At 68.8% G+C, this 18057-nt stretch carries 17 protein-coding genes; 10 read left to right on the top strand and 7 right to left on the bottom strand.

Annotation, left to right across the window (positions count from 1 at the left end; genetic code table 11):
* The first annotated feature begins 101 nt into the window (after positions 1–101).
* Positions 102–1079: a heme o synthase gene (locus tag RBB84_RS06755; protein WP_006551492.1), complete on the top strand. Its 978-nt coding sequence runs from the start codon at positions 102–104 to the stop codon at positions 1077–1079.
* A gap of 64 nt (positions 1080–1143) precedes the next feature.
* Here the strand turns inward: RBB84_RS06755 and RBB84_RS06760 are convergent, their stop codons facing one another.
* A complete protein-coding gene (locus RBB84_RS06760) occupies positions 1144–2109 on the bottom strand; it encodes a quinone oxidoreductase (RefSeq protein WP_024100810.1) in 966 nt (321 codons plus the stop codon).
* A gap of 23 nt (positions 2110–2132) precedes the next feature.
* On the opposite strand from RBB84_RS06760, the gene RBB84_RS06765 reads away from it, so the two are divergent.
* Entirely contained in the window at positions 2133–2474 is a 342-nt protein-coding gene (locus RBB84_RS06765) for a hypothetical protein (protein WP_006551494.1), read from the top strand.
* 71 nt (positions 2475–2545) lie between these two features.
* Here the strand turns inward: RBB84_RS06765 and RBB84_RS06770 are convergent, their stop codons facing one another.
* The 4 genes from RBB84_RS06770 to mptB all read right to left on the bottom strand — a co-directional run bounded on the left by RBB84_RS06770 (position 2546) and on the right by mptB (position 6976).
* Positions 2546–3511: a COX15/CtaA family protein gene (locus RBB84_RS06770; protein ID WP_024100811.1), complete on the bottom strand. Its 966-nt coding sequence runs from the start codon at positions 3509–3511 to the stop codon at positions 2546–2548.
* A gap of 68 nt (positions 3512–3579) precedes the next feature.
* Complete coding sequence (locus RBB84_RS06775) at positions 3580–4377, bottom strand: ABC transporter permease (protein WP_006551497.1); 798 nt, start codon at positions 4375–4377, stop codon at positions 3580–3582.
* A complete protein-coding gene (locus RBB84_RS06780) occupies positions 4374–5318 on the bottom strand; it encodes an ABC transporter ATP-binding protein (RefSeq protein ID WP_024100812.1) in 945 nt (314 codons plus the stop codon). Before RBB84_RS06780 ends, RBB84_RS06775 begins: the two co-directional genes overlap by 4 nt.
* A gap of 11 nt (positions 5319–5329) precedes the next feature.
* The gene (mptB, locus tag RBB84_RS06785) at positions 5330–6976 is read right to left on the bottom strand and encodes a polyprenol phosphomannose-dependent alpha 1,6 mannosyltransferase MptB (RefSeq protein ID WP_094980516.1); all 1647 of its coding nucleotides are present in this window, start codon (positions 6974–6976) and stop codon (positions 5330–5332) included.
* A 154-nt stretch (positions 6977–7130) separates the two neighbouring features.
* On the opposite strand from mptB, the gene RBB84_RS06790 reads away from it, so the two are divergent.
* The 7 genes from RBB84_RS06790 to RBB84_RS06820 all read left to right on the top strand — a co-directional run bounded on the left by RBB84_RS06790 (position 7131) and on the right by RBB84_RS06820 (position 13873).
* A complete protein-coding gene (locus RBB84_RS06790; protein ID WP_064256295.1) occupies positions 7131–7949 on the top strand; it encodes a metalloregulator ArsR/SmtB family transcription factor in 819 nt (272 codons plus the stop codon).
* 115 nt (positions 7950–8064) lie between these two features.
* A complete protein-coding gene (gene sufB, locus RBB84_RS06795; RefSeq protein ID WP_024100815.1) occupies positions 8065–9510 on the top strand; it encodes a Fe-S cluster assembly protein SufB in 1446 nt (481 codons plus the stop codon).
* Positions 9511–10860 (top strand): Fe-S cluster assembly protein SufD, encoded by a 1350-nt coding sequence (gene sufD, locus RBB84_RS06800; protein WP_350247304.1) that lies wholly within the window; start codon positions 9511–9513, stop codon positions 10858–10860.
* Between the two features lie 51 nt (positions 10861–10911).
* Positions 10912–11700, top strand: a complete 789-nt coding sequence (sufC, locus tag RBB84_RS06805) for a Fe-S cluster assembly ATPase SufC (RefSeq protein WP_016691727.1) — start codon at positions 10912–10914, stop codon at positions 11698–11700.
* A gap of 4 nt (positions 11701–11704) precedes the next feature.
* Positions 11705–12958, top strand: coding sequence for a cysteine desulfurase (locus tag RBB84_RS06810; protein WP_064256293.1), 1254 nt, complete (start codon positions 11705–11707; stop codon positions 12956–12958).
* A gap of 4 nt (positions 12959–12962) precedes the next feature.
* Positions 12963–13454, top strand: coding sequence for a Fe-S cluster assembly sulfur transfer protein SufU (gene sufU, locus RBB84_RS06815; protein WP_026061042.1), 492 nt, complete (start codon positions 12963–12965; stop codon positions 13452–13454).
* On the top strand, positions 13454–13873 hold the full coding sequence (locus tag RBB84_RS06820; RefSeq protein WP_064256292.1) for a metal-sulfur cluster assembly factor: 420 nt from the start codon (positions 13454–13456) through the stop codon (positions 13871–13873). The genes sufU and RBB84_RS06820 overlap by 1 nt, the downstream gene beginning before the upstream one ends.
* 56 nt (positions 13874–13929) lie before the next feature.
* Here the strand turns inward: RBB84_RS06820 and RBB84_RS06825 are convergent, their stop codons facing one another.
* Positions 13930–14979: a Ku protein gene (locus RBB84_RS06825; RefSeq protein ID WP_064256291.1), complete on the bottom strand. Its 1050-nt coding sequence runs from the start codon at positions 14977–14979 to the stop codon at positions 13930–13932.
* Between the two features lie 97 nt (positions 14980–15076).
* Complete coding sequence (locus tag RBB84_RS06830; protein ID WP_064256290.1) at positions 15077–16192, bottom strand: lycopene cyclase family protein; 1116 nt, start codon at positions 16190–16192, stop codon at positions 15077–15079.
* Positions 16193–16359: 167 nt separating this feature from the next.
* On the opposite strand from RBB84_RS06830, the gene RBB84_RS06835 reads away from it, so the two are divergent.
* Positions 16360–17991, top strand: a complete 1632-nt coding sequence (locus RBB84_RS06835) for an ABC-F family ATP-binding cassette domain-containing protein (protein WP_064256289.1) — start codon at positions 16360–16362, stop codon at positions 17989–17991.
* The last annotated feature ends 66 nt before the right edge of the window (positions 17992–18057 follow it).

Consider the following 18057-nt stretch of genomic DNA (forward strand, 5'->3'; position numbering starts at 1 on the left):
CGGTCCGGTCTACCATCGTTCGTAGTAGAGGAGCGTCCGGAACCGGGCGACCGTGAACGGGCGAAACGAAGGTGCGGATCCGCGTGGGACAAGGAGACAGTGTGCGGGCAGGGCGACGGCCGGGAGGACACGGCTTCGGCGCCCCCGAAGCGCCGAGCGCCCCGCGCCCCGACACCGCGTGGGGCCGGATCTCCGGCACCGTCCTCGCCTACATAGCGTTGACCAAGCCGCGGGTGATCGAACTCCTGCTGGTCGCGACCATTCCCGCGATGCTGTTCGCCGACCGCGGCAACGTCGACATCGTGCTCATCCTGAGCACCCTGTTCGGCGGCTGGATGGGTGCGGCGAGCGCCAACTCGCTCAACTGCGTCGTCGACGCCGACATCGACAAGGTGATGAAACGCACGGCGTTGCGTCCGCTCGCCCGGCAGACGGTGCCGACACGCAACGCCCTCGTCTTCGGCATGCTGCTCGGCATCGCGTCCTTCGCGTGGTTGTGGTGGCGCGCCAACCTGTTGGCCGGACTGCTGGTCGTGGCGACGATCGCGTTCTACGTGCTCGTGTACACGATGGTGCTCAAACGCCGGACCTGGCAGAACGTGGTCTGGGGCGGGGCTGCCGGATGTATGCCCGTGATGGTCGGCTGGGCCGCCGTGACGGGTTCGCTGAGCTGGGAACCCATCGTGTTGTTCCTGGTCATCTTCTTCTGGACGCCGCCGCACACCTGGGCGCTCGCGATGCGTTACAAGGAGGACTACAAGGCAGCCGGCGTGCCGATGTTGCCGGTCATCGCCACCGAGCAGCACGTCACGAAGCAGATCGTGCTCTACACCTGGGCGACCGTGATCGCGACGCTGGTGATCGTCCCGGCCGCCGGTGTGATCTACGCGGCCGTCGCGCTGCTCGCGGGCGCCTGGTTCCTGATCGTCGCGCACCAGCTGTTCAACAGTGTGCGCGGCGGGGCGTCGGTCAAGCCGCTCAAGCTGTTCCTCCAGTCCAACAACTACCTCGCGGTGGTGTGCCTGGGCCTGGCGATCGACTCCGTGCTCGCACTGCCGACGATCGGCTCGTACTTCTGATCCACGCTTCACGACGAACGCCCCGGCCGAGCGGCCGGGGCGTTCGTCGTGCCGGGTCCGGAGATCACGGGATCAGGACGATCGATCCGGTGGTCCGGCGTCCTTCGAGATCGGCGTGGGCGCGGGCGGCCTCGGCGAGGGGATAGCTCGCTCCCACGCGGAGCTTCAGCGACCCGTCGGCGAGCGCCCCGAGCACGTCGCCCGCCCGCCACAGCAGCTCCTCGCGGTCTCGGGTGTAGTGCACGAGGGTCGGCCGCGTGACGAACAGCGAACCCGCCGGGTTCAGCCGCTGCAGGTCGAAGGGCGGGACGGGTCCGCTCGCGGCACCGAACAGCGCGACCGTGCCGCGCACACGGACGGACGCGAGCGACGCCTCGAAGGTCGCGGCACCGACACCGTCGTAGGCTGCGGCCACCCCCTCGCCGTCGGTGAGCTCGCGCACCTTCTCGGCGAGGTCGTCGCCGTAGCGCAGCACCTCCGCGGCGCCGGCCTCCCGCGACAGGGCCTCCTTCTCGTCGGAGGACACGGTGGTGATCACCCGCACGCCCTTCGCGACGGCGAGTTGCGTCAGGATCAGCCCCACACCACCGGCACCTGCGTGGACGAGCACCGTCTCGCCGGGCTGTGCCGGGTGGACGGAGTTCAGCAGGTAGTGCGCGGTCATGCCCTGCAGGAGGACCGAGGCGGCCTGCTCGGCCGGCACCGAGTCCGGGACCGGCACGGCGACCTGCTCGCGGACGCGGACCAGTTCGGCGTACGAGCCGGGTGCCTCGCACCACGACACTCGGTCGCCTACCGCCGTGTCCCGCACACCCTCGCCGAGGGCGACGACCGTGCCCGTGCCCTCCGAGCCCGGGATGTACGGCAGCTCCGTGCCGTAGAGGCCGGTGCGGAAGTAGGTGTCGATGAAGTTGACGCCGATCGCGTCGGTGCGAACCAGCAGCTCACCCGGTCCGGGCGAGGGGTCGGGTCGTTCGACGGGGACGAGGACGTCGGGGCCTCCGTGCTGTGCCACTTCGATTGCGTGCATAGCGCTCACAGTATTCTGCAGACATGAGCGTCGAAACACAGGTCGTGGCCGCACCGGCCGACATCGTCTCGTCCATCCGCAGCTTCGTCGCCGAGCACGGAGGTTCCGGGAAGGCCGTGCTGCAGCCGATCGGTCTGTCCGGCGTCCGGATCACCGTGGTCGCCGCCGACGGCACCCTCGGCGACCGCGTCGCGAAGGACCTCCCGACGGCGCGCGCCATCGTCGAGGAGATCCCCGACGTCACCGTCTCCGAGTGGGACCGCGAGGTCACCAGCATCGCCAACCCGCAGAAGGGTCACTGGGCGAAGATGGCCGGTTGGGTGGCACGTCAGACGAAGTTCCCCAAGGCCCGCAACGAGCGCTGACCGCCCGACATCCGTACGACGACACGCGGCCCCTTCCCGGAAGTCCGGGGAGGGGCCGCGTCGTCGAACGGTCAGGCCGGAACGGGCTCGCGATCCGGTGCGGTCGTGCGCGTCCGTCCGGCCGCCCAGACCGCGGCGGTCGCCGCCGTGCACAGTCCGGCGCCGGCGACGTGGAAGACGACCAGCACGGCAGGCACGTCCGTCCAGAACTGGACGAGGCCGATGCCGGCCTGTGCGACCACCAGGGCCAGGACGACCTTCAGACGCAGCGTGACGGCTCGGGGTGCATGGACCGCGTAGACGGCGAAGGTGAGGCCGATCAGCAGCGCGAGATAGCCGATGAGCGCTTCGGCGTGCAGGTGGACGAGATTGGTGATGTCGAGCGCGAGGCGCGGGACGGGTCTGTCGACGCTCTTGTCTCCGGCGTGCGGGCCGGCGCCGGTGACCATCGTGCCGAGCACGAGGACCACGGCGAGCGCGACACCCGACAAGGCGGTGAGCCGGCGCAGCGGCTGGGGCAATACCTGCACCACCGTGCCGTCGTCCGGCTCGCTCACCTTCGCGTAGAGCACTGTCGCCAGCCACACCATGAGCATCGATGCGAGCAGGTGGATCGCGACCGTCCACCAGGCGAGACCGGCCAGGACGGTGATGCCGCCGATGATCGCCTGCAGCACGGTGCCTGCCGGCATCAACCACGCCCAGGCGATGACCTCCTTGCGGCGCCGCGCACGGGTGACGGCCAGGACGATCGCGGCTGCGACGGCCACGACCACGAAGGTCAGCAGCCGGTTGCCGAACTCGACCACCTGGTGCAGGGTGTTCACCCCGCTCGACACACCCACCGGGACCAGCGACCCGGGGAAGCACTGCGGCCAGGTCGGGCAACCCAGTCCGGAGGCGGTGACGCGGACGACCGAGCCGGTCACTGCGATGCCGCCCTGGGTGAGAATCGTGAGGAACGCGATGATCTTCTGCGTCCGCAGCGACGGCAGGGGGAGACGGTCGACAAGGCTCAGGTAGCCGCGATACAACACGGTTCGATGGTACGGCGTGAACCACTACACGCTGTAGTTGGGTCGTGCCCGATCGGGCCGCCCACGACTCAGGTGAAGCGGAACCAGCGCGCCGCGGCGGTGCCGCCGATCACCGTCCACACGAGCAGCGAGACGATCGACAACCAGTCGAACACACCCGAGGTGGCGTTCTCGAGCGCGAGCGTCAACGCCCCCGACGGCACGATCCGCAGCAGGTGGACCACCGCTTCGGGGATCACGTCGCCGAGCACCACGACGCTGCCGATGCCCAACAGCACGAACCACACGATGTTCGCGAGGGCGAGCACGATCTCGGCGCGCAGGGTTCCACCGAGCAGCAGCCCCAGTGTCGCGAACATCACCGTGCCCAAGGCGATGACGACCGCCCCGATGAGCAGGTCGACGGGGGAGGGGCGCCAGCCCAGGGCCAGCCCGATGGCACCGAGCAACACGGCCTGCAGGACGACGACGATGCCCACCGCCGCGCTCTTGCCAGCGATGATTCCCCACTTGGGCAGCGCGGTCGCGCCGATCCGCTTGAGCGCGCCGTAGCGGCGGTCGAAGCCCACGGCGATCGCCTGACCGGTGAACGCCGTCGACATCACGGCCACCATCATCACCGCTGGCAGCACGCTGTCGACCCGCGAGTCGCCGAGATCGCCGATCGGTAGCAGCGACAGGCCGATCAGCAGCGTGATCGGAATGAACATGGTCAGTAGGAGCTGCTCGCCGTTGCGCAGCAGCAACTTGAGTTCCATGGCGGTCTGCGCCGCGAGCATCTTCGACGGCGAGTTCGGCTGCGGTCGCGGGGTGAAGGTCCCTTCCGCGAACCGGTTGTTCGCCAGACGATCGTGGGTCACGCTCACCCTCTCAACTCCCGACCGGTCAACTCGAGGAAGACGTCCTCGAGGCTGCGCTGATCCACCCGGATCTCGGTTGCCAGTGCGCCCAGATTCGCGCACCAGGTCGCCACCGCCGCGACGACGGACGGTTCGATCGTGCCCTCGACGAGATACCGCCCGGGATTGTCCTCCCGGATCCGGTGGGTGCCGGCCAGGGCGGACTGCAGGGCACTCAGGTCGAGGCCCGGAGGCGCGGACAGCCACAGCTGGCCCTCGGCGCCGTCGCGGGTGACTTCGTCGGGTGTCCCTGCGGCGACCACCCGCCCGTGATCGATGATGACGATCTCGTCGGCGAGCTCTTCCGCCTCGTCCATGAGGTGGGTGGTGAGCAGCACGCTCACACCGTCGCGGCGCAGTGCGTCGATCAGTTCCCAGACGAGCAGCCGGGCCTGTGCGTCGAGACCCGCCGTCGGTTCGTCGAGGAACACCAGTTCGGGGCGCCCCACCAGCGCGCATGCGAGCGCGAGGCGTTGCTGTTGTCCGCCCGACAATCGGCGGTAGGGGGTGCGGCGGGCGTCGGTGAGCCCGAGACGCTGGAGCAGCCAGTCGGGGTCGAGGGGATCCGCCGAGTACGCCGCCACCAGGTCGAGCATCTCACCGGCCCGCGAACCAGGATAGGCGCCGCCACCCTGCAGCATCACGCCGATCCGGGGGCGGAGGGCGTCGGAATCGGCGACGGGATCGAGCCCCAGGACGCGGACTGTGCCCATGTCGGGAGTGACGAACCCCTCGCACATTTCCACGGTGGTGGTCTTACCGGCGCCGTTCGGGCCGAGGAGGGCGAGCACCTGGGCGCGTTCGACGGTCAGATCGAGACCGTTCACGGCGGTGACGCCCCCGTAGGTCTTGACGACGCCGTCCAGGCGCACGGCCGGTACCGCACCGGCGGGAGAACTCGGGATCACAGGGTTCCAGCCTAGGCGTCCGCGGTTTCCGCCGGACGCGGTGGTGTGCGCTCCTGCAGCCGCCACGGCAGCCGGGAGCGTGTGGCGACGATGATCAGACCGACCACGACGATGGTCGCGATCGACGCCTGGACGATGATGAACGGTTGGTATTCGCTGCCGTTGGGCATGAGGATCATGCCGACAACCGACGAGAACGCGATGGTGGGGATCCGGAAGACCGGACGGGTCGCCCAGGCCGCGAGCGGGATCACCGCCCACAGCAGGTACCACGGTTGCACGACCGGGAAGAGCAGCACGATCGCGCCCAGCGAGACCCCCAGCGCACCGACCGGATGGATCCGTCCCATGAGCACCGCGAGCAGCATGCGCATCGTGACGAAAGCGGCCACCAGCGCTGCGATGGGGCGCGTGATGGACAGCACGGCCGTCGTGTGGTCGCCGAGACCGAGCAGCACGCCGCCGAGGCCGGTACCCATGCCGAGCAGGGTCGGGATCGACATCCAGCTGCGGACCTCCGTGGCGGTGCCCAGGGTCTTCGTCCAGCCGAAGCCCAGGCCGCTGCCCCAGCTCACAGCGCCGATGACGACACAGGTCCCGATGCCGAGGATCGCGGCGGCGGCGAGCACGGCGCGGAAGCCGCCCCCCCACTTGCGGGCAAGGGCCATGCCGACGAATCCGAGCGCGAGCAGCGAGGGCACCTTGATCATCGACGACAGGGCGATCAGCGCGGTGCCGGCCGCGAGCCACCCCGCGAGACGCAGGCGCGAGGCCGCCTCGTCGTCCGGGTGGACGGCCCGCAGCGCGAGCTCGACACCGGCGAGCATGAGCCCGAGCATCAGGGCCTCGTTGTGGATGCCCGCGACCAGGTGGAAGAGCAACAGCGGGTTTGCGGCACCGAGCCACAACGCGCTCACCGACGCAACGCCGCACCGGCGGGCGAGCCGCGGCAGCGCCCACACGATCAGGGCCACACCCACGAGCGCGAGCAGCCGGTGGACGAAGATGCCGGCCACGATGTTCTCGCCCGTGAGGTACGTGATCTTCTCGCCGATCCACAGGAAGGCCGGGCCGTAGGGGGCCGAGGTGTCGCGCCAGATGTTCGGCACCGTCCGGGTCAGGACGTGGTCGACCCCCAGCGCGCCGGCCGGACCGATCGCGTAGGGATCGAGCCCGCGCGCGGCAATCTCGCTCTGCGCGAGATACGAGTAGACGTCCTTGCTGAACATCGGCGGAGCGACGACCAGCGGAAGGATCCACAGCAGCAAGGTGCGGTCGAGCTGCGACCGGGACAGTCGGCGCACGGGACCGTCCGGTGCGCCCCGGCCGATCGCGAACCGGCCGAGCAGCAACCAGGCGAGGATCACCAGCGCCGTGCCGATCATGGTCGTCGTGAGGGCGGCGCTCGGCATGCGTGCCGCCAGTCCGAGGGCGCGGACGCCCTGCACGGGGTTCTGCAGGACCGGCTGGGCGCCGGCGCCGAGTGCCCCGACTGCCATGAGGACGGCACCGGTGGCGCCGAGCAGCCGGATGCGGTGGAGGTAGACGTTCTCGATCGCGTCGAGTCCGCGACCTTCGATCTCGTCGCCGTGCAGGACGACCGAGACATCGGCGTGTGGTCCCGGGGCGTCGAGGCCCAGAGCGCGTCGGATCCACACGTGCAGCCGTTCGCGGACCCCGGATCGGCCCGGCGACGGAGACGTCGTGTGCGGGGCGGACAGGGGAGGAGTCGACGGCACGTCAGAAGCGTAACGGGACGACGAGGGTGGTCTCCGACGGCTCCGTCACGAGGTGTAACAAAGGGCACCCTTGGTGGACCGTCCTTCCGAATTCCGTCACACTGGTGTTGTGAAATACCCGTCCGACACCACCGACACCGCAGAACGCGCAGGTCACGCACCTGCCGCGACGGCGTCGCGCGTCGAGGACACCCGCAAGAATCCTGCTTCGACGGGCCGCGAGATCCCGGAGGGTCAGACCCGCGCCGCCGTCGTGCAGCTGCTGCTCGAAGAAGGTCCCATCACCGCGCCGGAGATCGGCGAGCGTCTGGGGCTCAGCGCCGCGGGCGTGCGACGCCATCTCGACGCGCTCATCGAGTCCGGTGAGGCGCAGGCCGCCGCGCCGCCGCGCAGGCAAGGACGCGGTCGTGGCCGCCCCGCCCGCCGCTTCCAGCTCACCGCCGTCGGACGCGCCCGCCTCGGGCACTCCTACGACGATCTCGCCACCGCCGCCATGCGGCACCTCCGCGAACTCGGCGGCGACGCTGCCGTGGAGGACTTCGCACGCCGCCGTGTGGACTCGATCCTCGGCACCATCGCGCCCGCCGACGAGAACGTCGACGACGTCGAGAGCGTCGCCGAGGAGATCGCCGGGGCGTTCACCGCCTCCGGTTTCGCCGCCTCGACCCGCCGCGTCGGCACCGGCGTGCAGATCTGCCAGCACCACTGCCCGGTCTCGCACGTCGCGGAGCAGTTCCCCGAACTGTGCGAGGCGGAGCAGGAGGCCTTCGTGCGGATCCTCGGAACCCACGTGCAACGCCTCGCGACGATCGCGAACGGCGACGCCTTCTGCACGACACACGTGCCCGTTCTCTCCAGAGCGGACGCGCCCCGTCCGGAGCCGCCTACGTGACGATCCCACCGCGAGTGCTCCGCGAACCAGGGCACATCAGGAAGACATCCACCCACCCGTCGACCGTCGACGCACAGCCCGCGCCGACGCCCACCAGACTCCGGAAGGAGCTCGCATGACCGTCGCATCGGATCAGACGTCCGGAACCGCGCCGCTGACGCAGGAAGAGACGATCGATTCTCTCGGCCACTACGAATACGGCTGGGCGGACCCCGACACCGCGGGTGCCACGGCGCAGCGCGGCCTGTCCGAAGAGGTCGTGCGGGACATCTCCGCCAAGAAGAACGAGCCCGAGTGGATGCTCGATATCCGCCTCAAGGCGCTGCGCACCTTCGACAAGAAGCCGATGCCGGTGTGGGGCTCGAACCTCGACGGAATCGACTTCGACAACATCAAGTACTTCGTGCGCTCGACGGAGAAGCAGGCCGCGAGCTGGGACGAGCTCCCCGAGGACATCAAGAACACCTACGACAGGCTGGGCATCCCGGAGGCGGAGAAGCAGCGCCTCATCGCCGGTGTCGCCGCCCAGTACGAGTCCGAGGTGGTCTACCACCAGATCCGCGAGGACCTCGAGAGCCAGGGCGTGATCTTCCTCGACACCGACTCGGGCCTGCGCGAGCACCCCGAGCTGTTCAAGGAGTACTTCGGCACGGTCATCCCGGCCGGCGACAACAAGTTCTCCGCCCTGAACACCGCGGTGTGGTCGGGTGGCTCGTTCATCTACGTCCCGCCGGGTGTGCACGTCGACATTCCGCTGCAGGCCTACTTCCGCATCAACACGGAGAACATGGGCCAGTTCGAGCGGACCCTGATCATCGTCGACGAGGGCGCCTCGGTGCACTACGTCGAGGGCTGCACCGCCCCGATCTACAAGTCCGACTCGCTGCACTCCGCGGTCGTCGAGATCATCGTCAAGAAGGGCGGACACTGCCGCTACACGACCATCCAGAACTGGTCGAACAACGTCTACAACCTGGTGACCAAGCGCACCAAGGTCGAGGCCGGCGGCTCGATGGAATGGATCGACGGCAACATCGGTTCCAAGGTGACGATGAAGTACCCGGCCGTGTGGATGATGGGCGAGCACGCTCGCGGTGAAGTGCTCTCCGTCGCCTTCGCCGGCGAGGGCCAGCACCAGGACACCGGCGCGAAGATGCTGCACCTGGCGCCGCACACCTCCTCGACCATCGTGTCGAAGTCGGTGGCGCGCGGCGGTGGACGTGCCTCCTACCGCGGCCTCGTGCAGGTCAACAAGGGCGCTCACGGTTCGAAGTCGACCGTCAAGTGCGACGCGCTGCTCGTCGACCAGATCAGCCGTTCCGACACCTACCCGTACGTCGACATCCGTGAGGACGACGTCACGATGGGTCACGAGGCGACCGTCTCGAAGGTGAGCGACGACCAGCTGTTCTACCTCATGAGCCGCGGACTCGACGAGGACGAGGCCATGGCGATGGTGGTGCGCGGGTTCGTCGAGCCCATCGCCAAGGAACTGCCGATGGAGTACGCCCTCGAACTCAATCGCCTGATCGAACTGCAGATGGAAGGGGCAGTCGGCTAAATGACTGCGGAAGCGAAGAACACTCCTGCTACCGGAGTGCAGGATGCCGTGCGCGCCGAGAACCGTGCCCCGGCGGTCAACACCGCCGGCAAGCCGGCAATCAACACCGCCGGCAAGCCGGCAATCAACACCGCCGGCAAGCCGGCAATCAACACCGCCGGCAAGCCGGCAATCAACACCGCCGGCAAGCCGGCAATCAACACCGCCGGCAAGCCGGCAATCAACAAGGGTGAGGTCTTCACGTCCTTCGATGTGAACGCCTTCGAGATTCCGTCGGGTCGCGACGAGGTGTGGCGGTTCACCCCGCTGCGCCGCCTGCGCGGTCTGCACGACGGCACCGCTCCCGCGACCGGCACCGCGACCGTCGAGGTCACCCCGGTCGACGGCGTGCAGGTCGAGACCGTGGCGCGCGACGACGCGCGACTCGGACAGGCCGGTGTGCCGTTCGACCGGATCGCAGCACAGGCGTACTCGTCGTTCGAGACCGCGACCGTCCTCACCGTCGGCCGCGAGGTCGAGGTCGCCGAGCCCGTCACCGTGACGATCACGGGACCGGGCGAGGGCGCCGTCGCCTACGGACACGTGCAGATCCGGCTCGAGGCGTTCGCCAACCTCACGCTCGTCATCGACCAGCGCGGCAGCGGCACCTACGCCGAGAACATCGAGTTCGTGCTCGGCGACAGCGCACAGCTGAAGGTCGTCGCGGTGCAGGACTGGGCCGACGACGCCGTACACGTCGCCGCGCACCACGCTCGCCTCGGCCGCGATGCCGTGCTTCGCCACTTCACCGTGGCGCTCGGCGGCGATCTCGTGCGCGTGTCGGCGACCACCAAGTACGACGGCCCCGGCGGCGACGCCGAACTGCTCGGCCTGTACTTCGCCGACGCCGGCCAGCACTTCGAGCAGCGCCTGCTCGTCGACCACTCGCAGCCGAACTGCAAGTCGAACGTCGTGTACAAGGGTGCGCTGCAGGGCGATCCGGCCTCCGGCAAGCCCGACGCGCACACCGTGTGGATCGGCGACGTGCTCATCCGCGCCGAGGCCGAGGGCACCGACACCTTCGAGCTCAACCGCAACCTGGTGCTCACCGACGGTGCGCGCGCCGACTCCGTGCCGAACCTCGAGATCGAGACCGGTGAGATCGTCGGTGCCGGACACGCGTCGGCGACCGGCCGCTTCGACGACGAGCAGCTGTTCTACCTGCGTGCTCGCGGTATCCCCGAGGAGGAAGCGCGTCGCCTCGTCGTCCGCGGCTTCTTCCACGAGCTGCTCGAGCGCATCACGGTCACCGAGGTCCGCGAACGGCTCGAGGCCGCCATCGAGGCGGAACTCGCCGCCGTCGGCGCCTGACCGGCCCTGCCTCCCCGTACTCCCGATACTTCACTAAGGAAACGCATTTCGATGTCCACACCTTCGAACGTCCTCGAGATCAAGGACCTGCACGTCCGCGTCGCACAGACCGACGAGAACGCTGAACCCATCGACATCCTCAAGGGCGTGAACCTCACGGTCCGCTCGGGTGAGACGCACGCCATCATGGGTCCCAACGGCTCCGGCAAGTCCACCCTGTCGTACGCGATCGCCGGCCACCCCAAGTACGAGATCACCTCGGGCAGCATCACCCTCAACGGTGAGGACGTGCTCGAGATGAGCGTCGACGAGCGCGCCCGCGCCGGCCTGTTCCTCGCGATGCAGTACCCGGTCGAGGTGCCCGGCGTGTCGATGTCGAACTTCCTCCGCACCGCCGCGACCGCCGTGCGCGGCGAGGCCCCCAAGCTGCGCCACTGGGTCAAGGAGGTCAAGCAGGCGATGTCCGAGCTGGACATCGATCCGGCCTTCGGCGAGCGCAGCGTCAACGAGGGCTTCTCCGGTGGCGAGAAGAAGCGCCACGAGATCCTGCAGCTCGGTCTGCTGAAGCCGAAGATCGCCATCCTCGACGAGACCGACTCGGGCCTCGACGTGGACGCGCTGCGCGTCGTCTCCGAGGGCGTGAACCGCTACCAGGAGAACGAGAACGGCGGCGTCCTGCTCATCACCCACTACACCCGCATCCTGCGCTACATCAAGCCGCAGTTCGTGCACGTCTTCGTGGGTGGCCGCGTCGTCGAGTCCGGTGGCCCCGAGCTCGCCGACGAGCTCGAGACCAACGGCTACGTTCGTTTCACCCAGGCAGCAACGCAAGGAGCGTGATCGGATGACGGTGCCGGTGCGGACCTTGGACATCGCCCGGATCAGGGCGGATTTCCCGATCCTCGCGCGCACGGTGCGCGACGGCAAACCCCTGGTCTACCTCGACTCGGGGGCCACCTCCCAGCGTCCGGTGCAGGTGCTCGACGCCGAGCGTGAGTTCCTGGCGACGCGGAACGCGGCCGTGCACCGCGGTGCGCATGCGTTGTCGGAGGAGGCGACCGACTCGTACGAGGACGCCCGCGCTGTCATCGCGTCGTTCGTCGGGGTCGACATCGACGAGGTGGTGTTCACCAAGAATGCCACCGAGTCGCTCAACCTCGTCGCCTACGCCTTCGCCGACGACCGGTTCCCGCACCGGCTCGGCCCCGGTGACGAGATCGTCGTCACCGAGCTCGAGCACCACGCGAATCTCGTTCCGTGGCAGGAACTCGCACGGCGCACGGGTGCCACCCTGCGCTGGTACGGCGTCACCGACGACGGTCGCATCGACCTCGATTCGCTGACGCTGACCGACGCTGTGAAGGTCGTGGCGTTCACGCACCAGTCGAACGTGACCGGCGCGGTTGCTCCCGTCGAGGAGATCGTGCGACGCGCGAAGGAGATCGGCGCGATCGTCGTGCTCGACGCGTGCCAGTCGGTGCCGCACGTGGCCGTCGACTTCCGTGCTCTCGGTGTGGATTTCGCGGCGTTCTCCGGACACAAGATGTTCGGTCCGTCCGGTGTCGGCGTCCTCTACGGTCGCCGCGACCTGCTCGCCGACGTGCCGCCGTTCATCACCGGTGGCTCGATGATCGAGACGGTGACGATGGAGGCCACGACCTTCGCCGCACCGCCGCAGCGATTCGAGGCCGGTTCGCCCATGGTCTCGCAGGCCGTCGGCCTCGGTGCCGCCGTGCGCTACCTGCAGGACATCGGGATGGACGCCGTCGCTGCACACGAACACGAGCTGACCGCTGCTGCGCTCGCCGAGCTGGGCGGCATCGACGGCGTGCGCATCATCGGACCCACGACCGCCGAACAGCGCGGCGGTGCGGTGTCGTTCGTCGTGGACGGAATCCATGCCCACGATCTCGGCCAGATTCTCGACGACGAGGGCGTCGAGATCCGGGTCGGACACCACTGCGCCTGGCCGCTGCACCGCCGCTTCGGGGTGGCCGCGACCGCCCGCGCATCGTTCGCCGTGTACAACACGCCGGACGAGGTGCAGGCACTCGGCGCGGCGATCCGACGCGCCCAGAAGTTCTTCGGGGAGGCGTGATCCGATGCGGATGGAGCAGATGTACCAGGAAGTGATCCTGGACCACTACAAGCACCCGCACAATCGCGGACTGCGCGAACCGTTCGGCGCCGAAGTGCACCACGTCAACCCGACCTGCGGCGACGAGGTGACCCTGCGCGTGCACATCGACGGCGACACCGTCGCCGATGTCTCCTACGACGGGCAGGGCTGCTCGATCAGCCAGGCCTCGACGTCCGTCCTCACCGACCAGGTGATCGGCGTTCCGCTCGGCGATGCGCTGAAGATCGTCGAGGGGTTCGTCGAGATGGTCGGCAGCCGCGGCACCGTCGAAGGCGACGAGGACCTGATCGGCGACGGCATCGCGTTCGCCGGCGTCGCGAAGTACCCGGCGCGCGTGAAGTGCGCGTTGCTGGGCTGGATGGCCTTCAAGGACGCGGTCGCGCAGACCGTGGACGCCGCCCCCGCCGACCTGGCGGGCGGCGCGCACACCCTTTCGAGCGGAGGACAGAACTGATGACCGAACCCGCACCGGGCACCGTGAACACCGACGAGAATCCGACGGCCGACGCCGGCGCGGACGAGACCTCGACGCTGGTCGCGGCCACGGCCCCGCCGCTGGATCCGGGCCGCCTCGACGAACTCGAGGAGGCGATGCGCGACGTCGTCGACCCCGAGCTCGGCATCAACGTCGTCGATCTCGGTCTCGTCTACGGGATCTCCGAGGTCGACGAGACCGTGACCGTGGACATGACGCTCACCTCGGCGGCGTGCCCCCTCACCGACGTGATCGAGGAGCAGGCCAAGGGCGCACTCGTGCGCAGCGGCCTGTGCGACGAGCTGCGCATCAACTGGGTCTGGATGCCGCCGTGGGGTCCCGACAAGATCACCGACGACGGACGCGAGCAGCTGCGCGCACTCGGATTCACCGTCTGATCCGGCTGTCTCCGGCTCCGAGCCTCGGCGCCTGATCTTCGACTTCGCGTCGGAGGTCAGGCGCCTTTGCGTTCGCCGGAGGTCTTCTTGGCGGCCGTCTTCTTCGCAGGAGCCTTCTTGGCTGCCGAGCTCTTGGACGCGGTCTTCTTCGCCGTGCTCTTCTTCGCAGGAGTCTTCTTGGCCGCCGAACTCTTCGACGCCGAACTCTTCGACGCGGTCTTCTTCGCGGGGGCCTTCTTCTTCGTGCCCTCGTCCTCGCCTTCGTCCTCGTCCTCGTCCTTCGACGACTTCTTTCCGCCGGAGGACGAACCGGACGGGACCTTCTTGCCCGCCGCATCGACGCTGCGTTGCAGGGCCGCCACGAGGTCGAGCACCTCGGCGTCCTCTTCGCCGGTGTCGTGTTCGGCGACCTGGAAGACCTTCTCGCCGCCGCGGGCGAGGGCCTCGTCGATCAGCGTGCGCAGTTCCACCTGGTACTCGTCGGTGAATTCGGTGGGATCGAAATCGTCGGACATCGACTCGACCAGGGTCTCGGCCATCGCGAGTTCGCGTTGTTTCGGCTTCTCGATGTCGTCGAGCGACTCGAACTCGGCCGCACGGACCTCGTCGGGCCACAGCAGGGTCTGCAGGATGAGCAGTCCGTCGCGGGTGCGCAAGGCGGCCAGCCGGGTGCGCTGACGAAGGGTGAAGTGCACCAGCGCCGTCCGGTCGCTCTGCTCGAGAGTCGCGGCGAGCAGGCCGTAGGCCTTCGGCGACGACGAATCGGGTTCGAGATAGTAGGACTTCTCGAACAGGATCGGGTCGATCTGCTCGGTGGGCACGAACTGCAGCACCGGGATCTCGTGCTTCTCGGCGGCGGGGAGTTTCTCGAAGTCCTCGTCGGTCAGCACGACCCGCTCGCCGTCCTCGGAGTCGTACGCCTTGTCGATCTCCTGGTAGGGGACGACCTCACCGCACTCGGTACACACACGCTGATACTTGATCCGCCCACCGTCCTTCGCGTGCACCTGGTGGAAGGAGATGTCGTGCGACTCGGTCGCCGAGTACACCTTCACCGGCACGTTGACGAGGCCGAACGCGAGTGAGCCTTTCCAGATCGACCGCATGTGTCCATCATGATCGACACCTCGGGACCACGCTGGAAAGCTGCGAAACTCACCGGGTGGTTCGCCGAGACCTTCGCCACACACCGCACCCGGCGGATCAGCGGAGCGAACGCAGAATCGTTCTGCGCGCACCCATCGGCAGCACCCGGAACAGCCGCCACATCGTGGCCGCCACGCCGGTCGCGTCGTCGCGACCGGACAGGTAGGCGCGTTGCTGCTCGACCGGCAGGGCGAAGAACGCGTCGAAGAACTCGATCGCTCCGCGTGCGTCGAGTCGCAGTAGGACCCGCAGTCCCATCTGCCGCAGGGTCGCCACCGAGCGGGCGCGCACCGGCCACAGGACGCGCTGCGGGTCCTCGCCGCGGCGCATCGCGTCGATCACCGCATCCGCGGTGGACAGGGCGGTGGCCACCGCGTATCCCGTGGCCGGATGCATGAGACCACCGCGAGCGCCGAAGCCGATCACCCCGGGTGCCGTCGGTGCGCCCTCGACGGCGAAGCGCACCCGTTCGACCTGCTCGTCGCCGGTCGTGTGCACGCCTCGCGCTGCGAGGCGAATGTGCAGGCGCTGTTCGAGTTCGCCGAGACCGAGTGCCGGGCGGCCGACGAGGCAGGTCTCCTCGAGGATCGTGCGTCCGTCGCCGACCGGCACCGCGTACAGGAAGGACGGCACGTCGTCGGGGCCCGTGCCGTTGTCGCGGCGCCAGTCCATGAACCAGGCGTCGTGGCCGTCGAGTGCCGGAGCTGCGGTCGCATCGTCGACGATCAGCCCGAATGCCGTCTGCTGGGCGCGCTCCGGTTCGGCGGGAACCCCGCGGGCGTCGACGACGTAGCGGGCAGTCACCCGGCGTCCGTCGCCGAGGACCACGCCGTCCGCATCGGCGTCGCGCACCCGATCCGTGACCACCGTGACGGCGTCGAGGGCGAGGAAGTCCTGCAGGCACGCCGTGTCCAGCACCCGGTAGGCGCGATCGACGATGCGGGGCCCGGTCGTCCACGCCGCGGGCCTGTCGATGCGTGCTGCCACCACCTCGTCGGGCAGCCAGGCGGGCAGTTCGTCGGCCCACGCTGCGTAGGTCGCGGACCACCGACGCTGCGGACGCACGTCGACGGCCGTCACCGACAGTCCGGCCGCGGCGGCACGGAACGCCAATGCACGGCCGGCGGGGCCGAGTCCGGCCACGACGAGGTCGGTGGAGGGAAGGTGGGTCACGGGCGCCAGCCTAGGTCGCGCGCGGGGAGAACCCGGCCGCGCGTGGCGAGGGGTAGTGCATCTCACCGTGGGGGAGAGGTGCTGTCACGGTAAAATGAGTGGTTCGTGTGCCCGGCTGTTTGCCACCATGGCACCCATCCATCGTCTTTCGTTCTAGGAGCCCGTGCGTGATCACCGCTACCGACCTCGAAGTCCGCGCCGGCGTGCGGACGCTGCTCACCGCCCCCGGCTCGGGGCTGCGGGTGCAGGCCGGGGACCGGATCGGCCTCGTGGGGCGCAACGGTGCCGGCAAGACCACGACCCTGCGGATCCTCGCGGGTGAAGGCGAACCCTACGCCGGCACCGTGATCCGTTCCGGAGATATCGGTTACCTCCCGCAGGATCCCAAGGAGGGCAATCTCGACGTCCTCGCCAAGGACCGGGTGCTCTCGGCGCGAGGCCTCGACGAGATCCTCCGCAGCATGGAGAAGCAGCAGGCACTCATGGCGGAGGCCGTCGACGAGAAGATCCGCGACCGTGCCGTGCGCAAGTACGGTTCGCTCGAAGAGCGTTTCGCGACGCTCGGCGGATACGTCGCCGAATCCGAGGCCGCGAGCATCTGTCACAGCCTCGGCCTGCCCGACCGCGTCCTCGGCCAGCCGCTGCACACGCTGTCGGGTGGTCAGCGCCGCCGTGTCGAACTCGCCCGCATCCTGTTCGCCGCCTCGGACGGGTCCGGCGGGAAGTCCGACACCACGCTGCTGCTCGACGAGCCGACCAACCACCTCGACGCCGACTCGATCACCTGGCTGCGGGGCTTCCTGCAGAACCACGACGGCGGTCTGATCGTCATCAGCCACGATGTCGACCTGCTCGCCGATGTCGTGAACAAGGTGTGGTTCCTCGACGCGGTGCGCGGTGAGGCCGACATCTACAACATGGGCTGGAAGAAGTACCTCGACGCGCGTGCCACCGACGAGCAGCGTCGTCGCCGTGAGCGTGCGAACGCCGAGAAGAAGGCGTCCGCCCTGCAGAAGCAGGCCGCGAAGCTCGGAGCGAAGGCCACGAAGGCCACCGCGGCTCAGAACATGGCCAAGCGCGCCGAGAAGCTTCTCGACGACCTCGACGACGTGCGCGTCGCCGACAAGGTCGCCAAGATCCGGTTCCCCACGCCGGCCGCCTGCGGGAAGACTCCGCTGATGGCCAAGGAACTGACCAAGGTCTACGGTTCGCTCGAGATCTTCACCGGCGTCGACCTCGCTATCGACCGCGGCAGCCGTGTGGTCATCCTCGGTCTCAACGGCGCTGGAAAGACCACCCTGCTGCGTCTTCTCGCCGGAGTGGAGACACCCGATCTCGGCGAGCTCGTACCCGGCCACGGCCTCAAGATCGGCTACTTCGCGCAGGAACACGACACCATCGACGACTCGGCGTCGGTGTGGGAGAACATCCGGCACGCCGCTCCCGACGCCGGCGAACAGGACCTGCGGGGACTGCTCGGCGCGTTCATGTTCACCGGTCCGCAGCTCGAGCAGCCGGCCGGAACGCTCTCCGGCGGTGAGAAGACGCGACTCGCCCTGGCGGGGCTCGTCTCGTCCGCGGCGAACGTGCTGCTCCTCGACGAGCCGACCAACAACCTCGATCCCGTCTCGCGCGAGCAGGTGCTCGACGCGCTGCGGAGCTACGAGGGTGCCGTCGTGCTGGTCACCCACGATCCGGGTGCGGCCGAGGCCCTCGACCCGGAACGTGTGATCCTGCTTCCCGACGGAACCGAGGACCACTGGTCCCAGGAATACCTCGAGCTCATCCAGCTTGCTTGATCGGGCCTCCGGTCGGATCCGCCCCTTGATCCGCTCCCGCTGGTCCGATCTGCGTCCGCGCAACCT

Origin of the sequence: Rhodococcus sp. D-6, assembly GCF_040256695.1 — a bacterium.
Classification (GTDB): Bacteria; Actinomycetota; Actinomycetes; order Mycobacteriales; family Mycobacteriaceae; genus Rhodococcus; species Rhodococcus pyridinivorans.

What these genes read in the sequence shown, in the direction of transcription:
- RBB84_RS06760 (WP_024100810.1), bottom strand. Translation starts at nt 2,109, where the DNA reads ATGCACGCAATCGAAGTGGCACAGCACGGAGGCCCCGACGTCCTCGTC.
- RBB84_RS06765 (WP_006551494.1), top strand. Translation starts at nt 2,133, where the DNA reads ATGAGCGTCGAAACACAGGTCGTGGCCGCACCGGCCGACATCGTCTCG.
- sufB (WP_024100815.1), top strand. Translation starts at nt 8,065, where the DNA reads ATGACCGTCGCATCGGATCAGACGTCCGGAACCGCGCCGCTGACGCAG.
- sufD (WP_350247304.1), top strand. Translation starts at nt 9,511, where the DNA reads ATGACTGCGGAAGCGAAGAACACTCCTGCTACCGGAGTGCAGGATGCC.
- sufC (WP_016691727.1), top strand. Translation starts at nt 10,912, where the DNA reads ATGTCCACACCTTCGAACGTCCTCGAGATCAAGGACCTGCACGTCCGC.
- RBB84_RS06810 (WP_064256293.1), top strand. Translation starts at nt 11,705, where the DNA reads ATGACGGTGCCGGTGCGGACCTTGGACATCGCCCGGATCAGGGCGGAT.
- sufU (WP_026061042.1), top strand. Translation starts at nt 12,963, where the DNA reads ATGCGGATGGAGCAGATGTACCAGGAAGTGATCCTGGACCACTACAAG.
- RBB84_RS06820 (WP_064256292.1), top strand. Translation starts at nt 13,454, where the DNA reads ATGACCGAACCCGCACCGGGCACCGTGAACACCGACGAGAATCCGACG.
- RBB84_RS06825 (WP_064256291.1), bottom strand. Translation starts at nt 14,979, where the DNA reads ATGCGGTCGATCTGGAAAGGCTCACTCGCGTTCGGCCTCGTCAACGTG.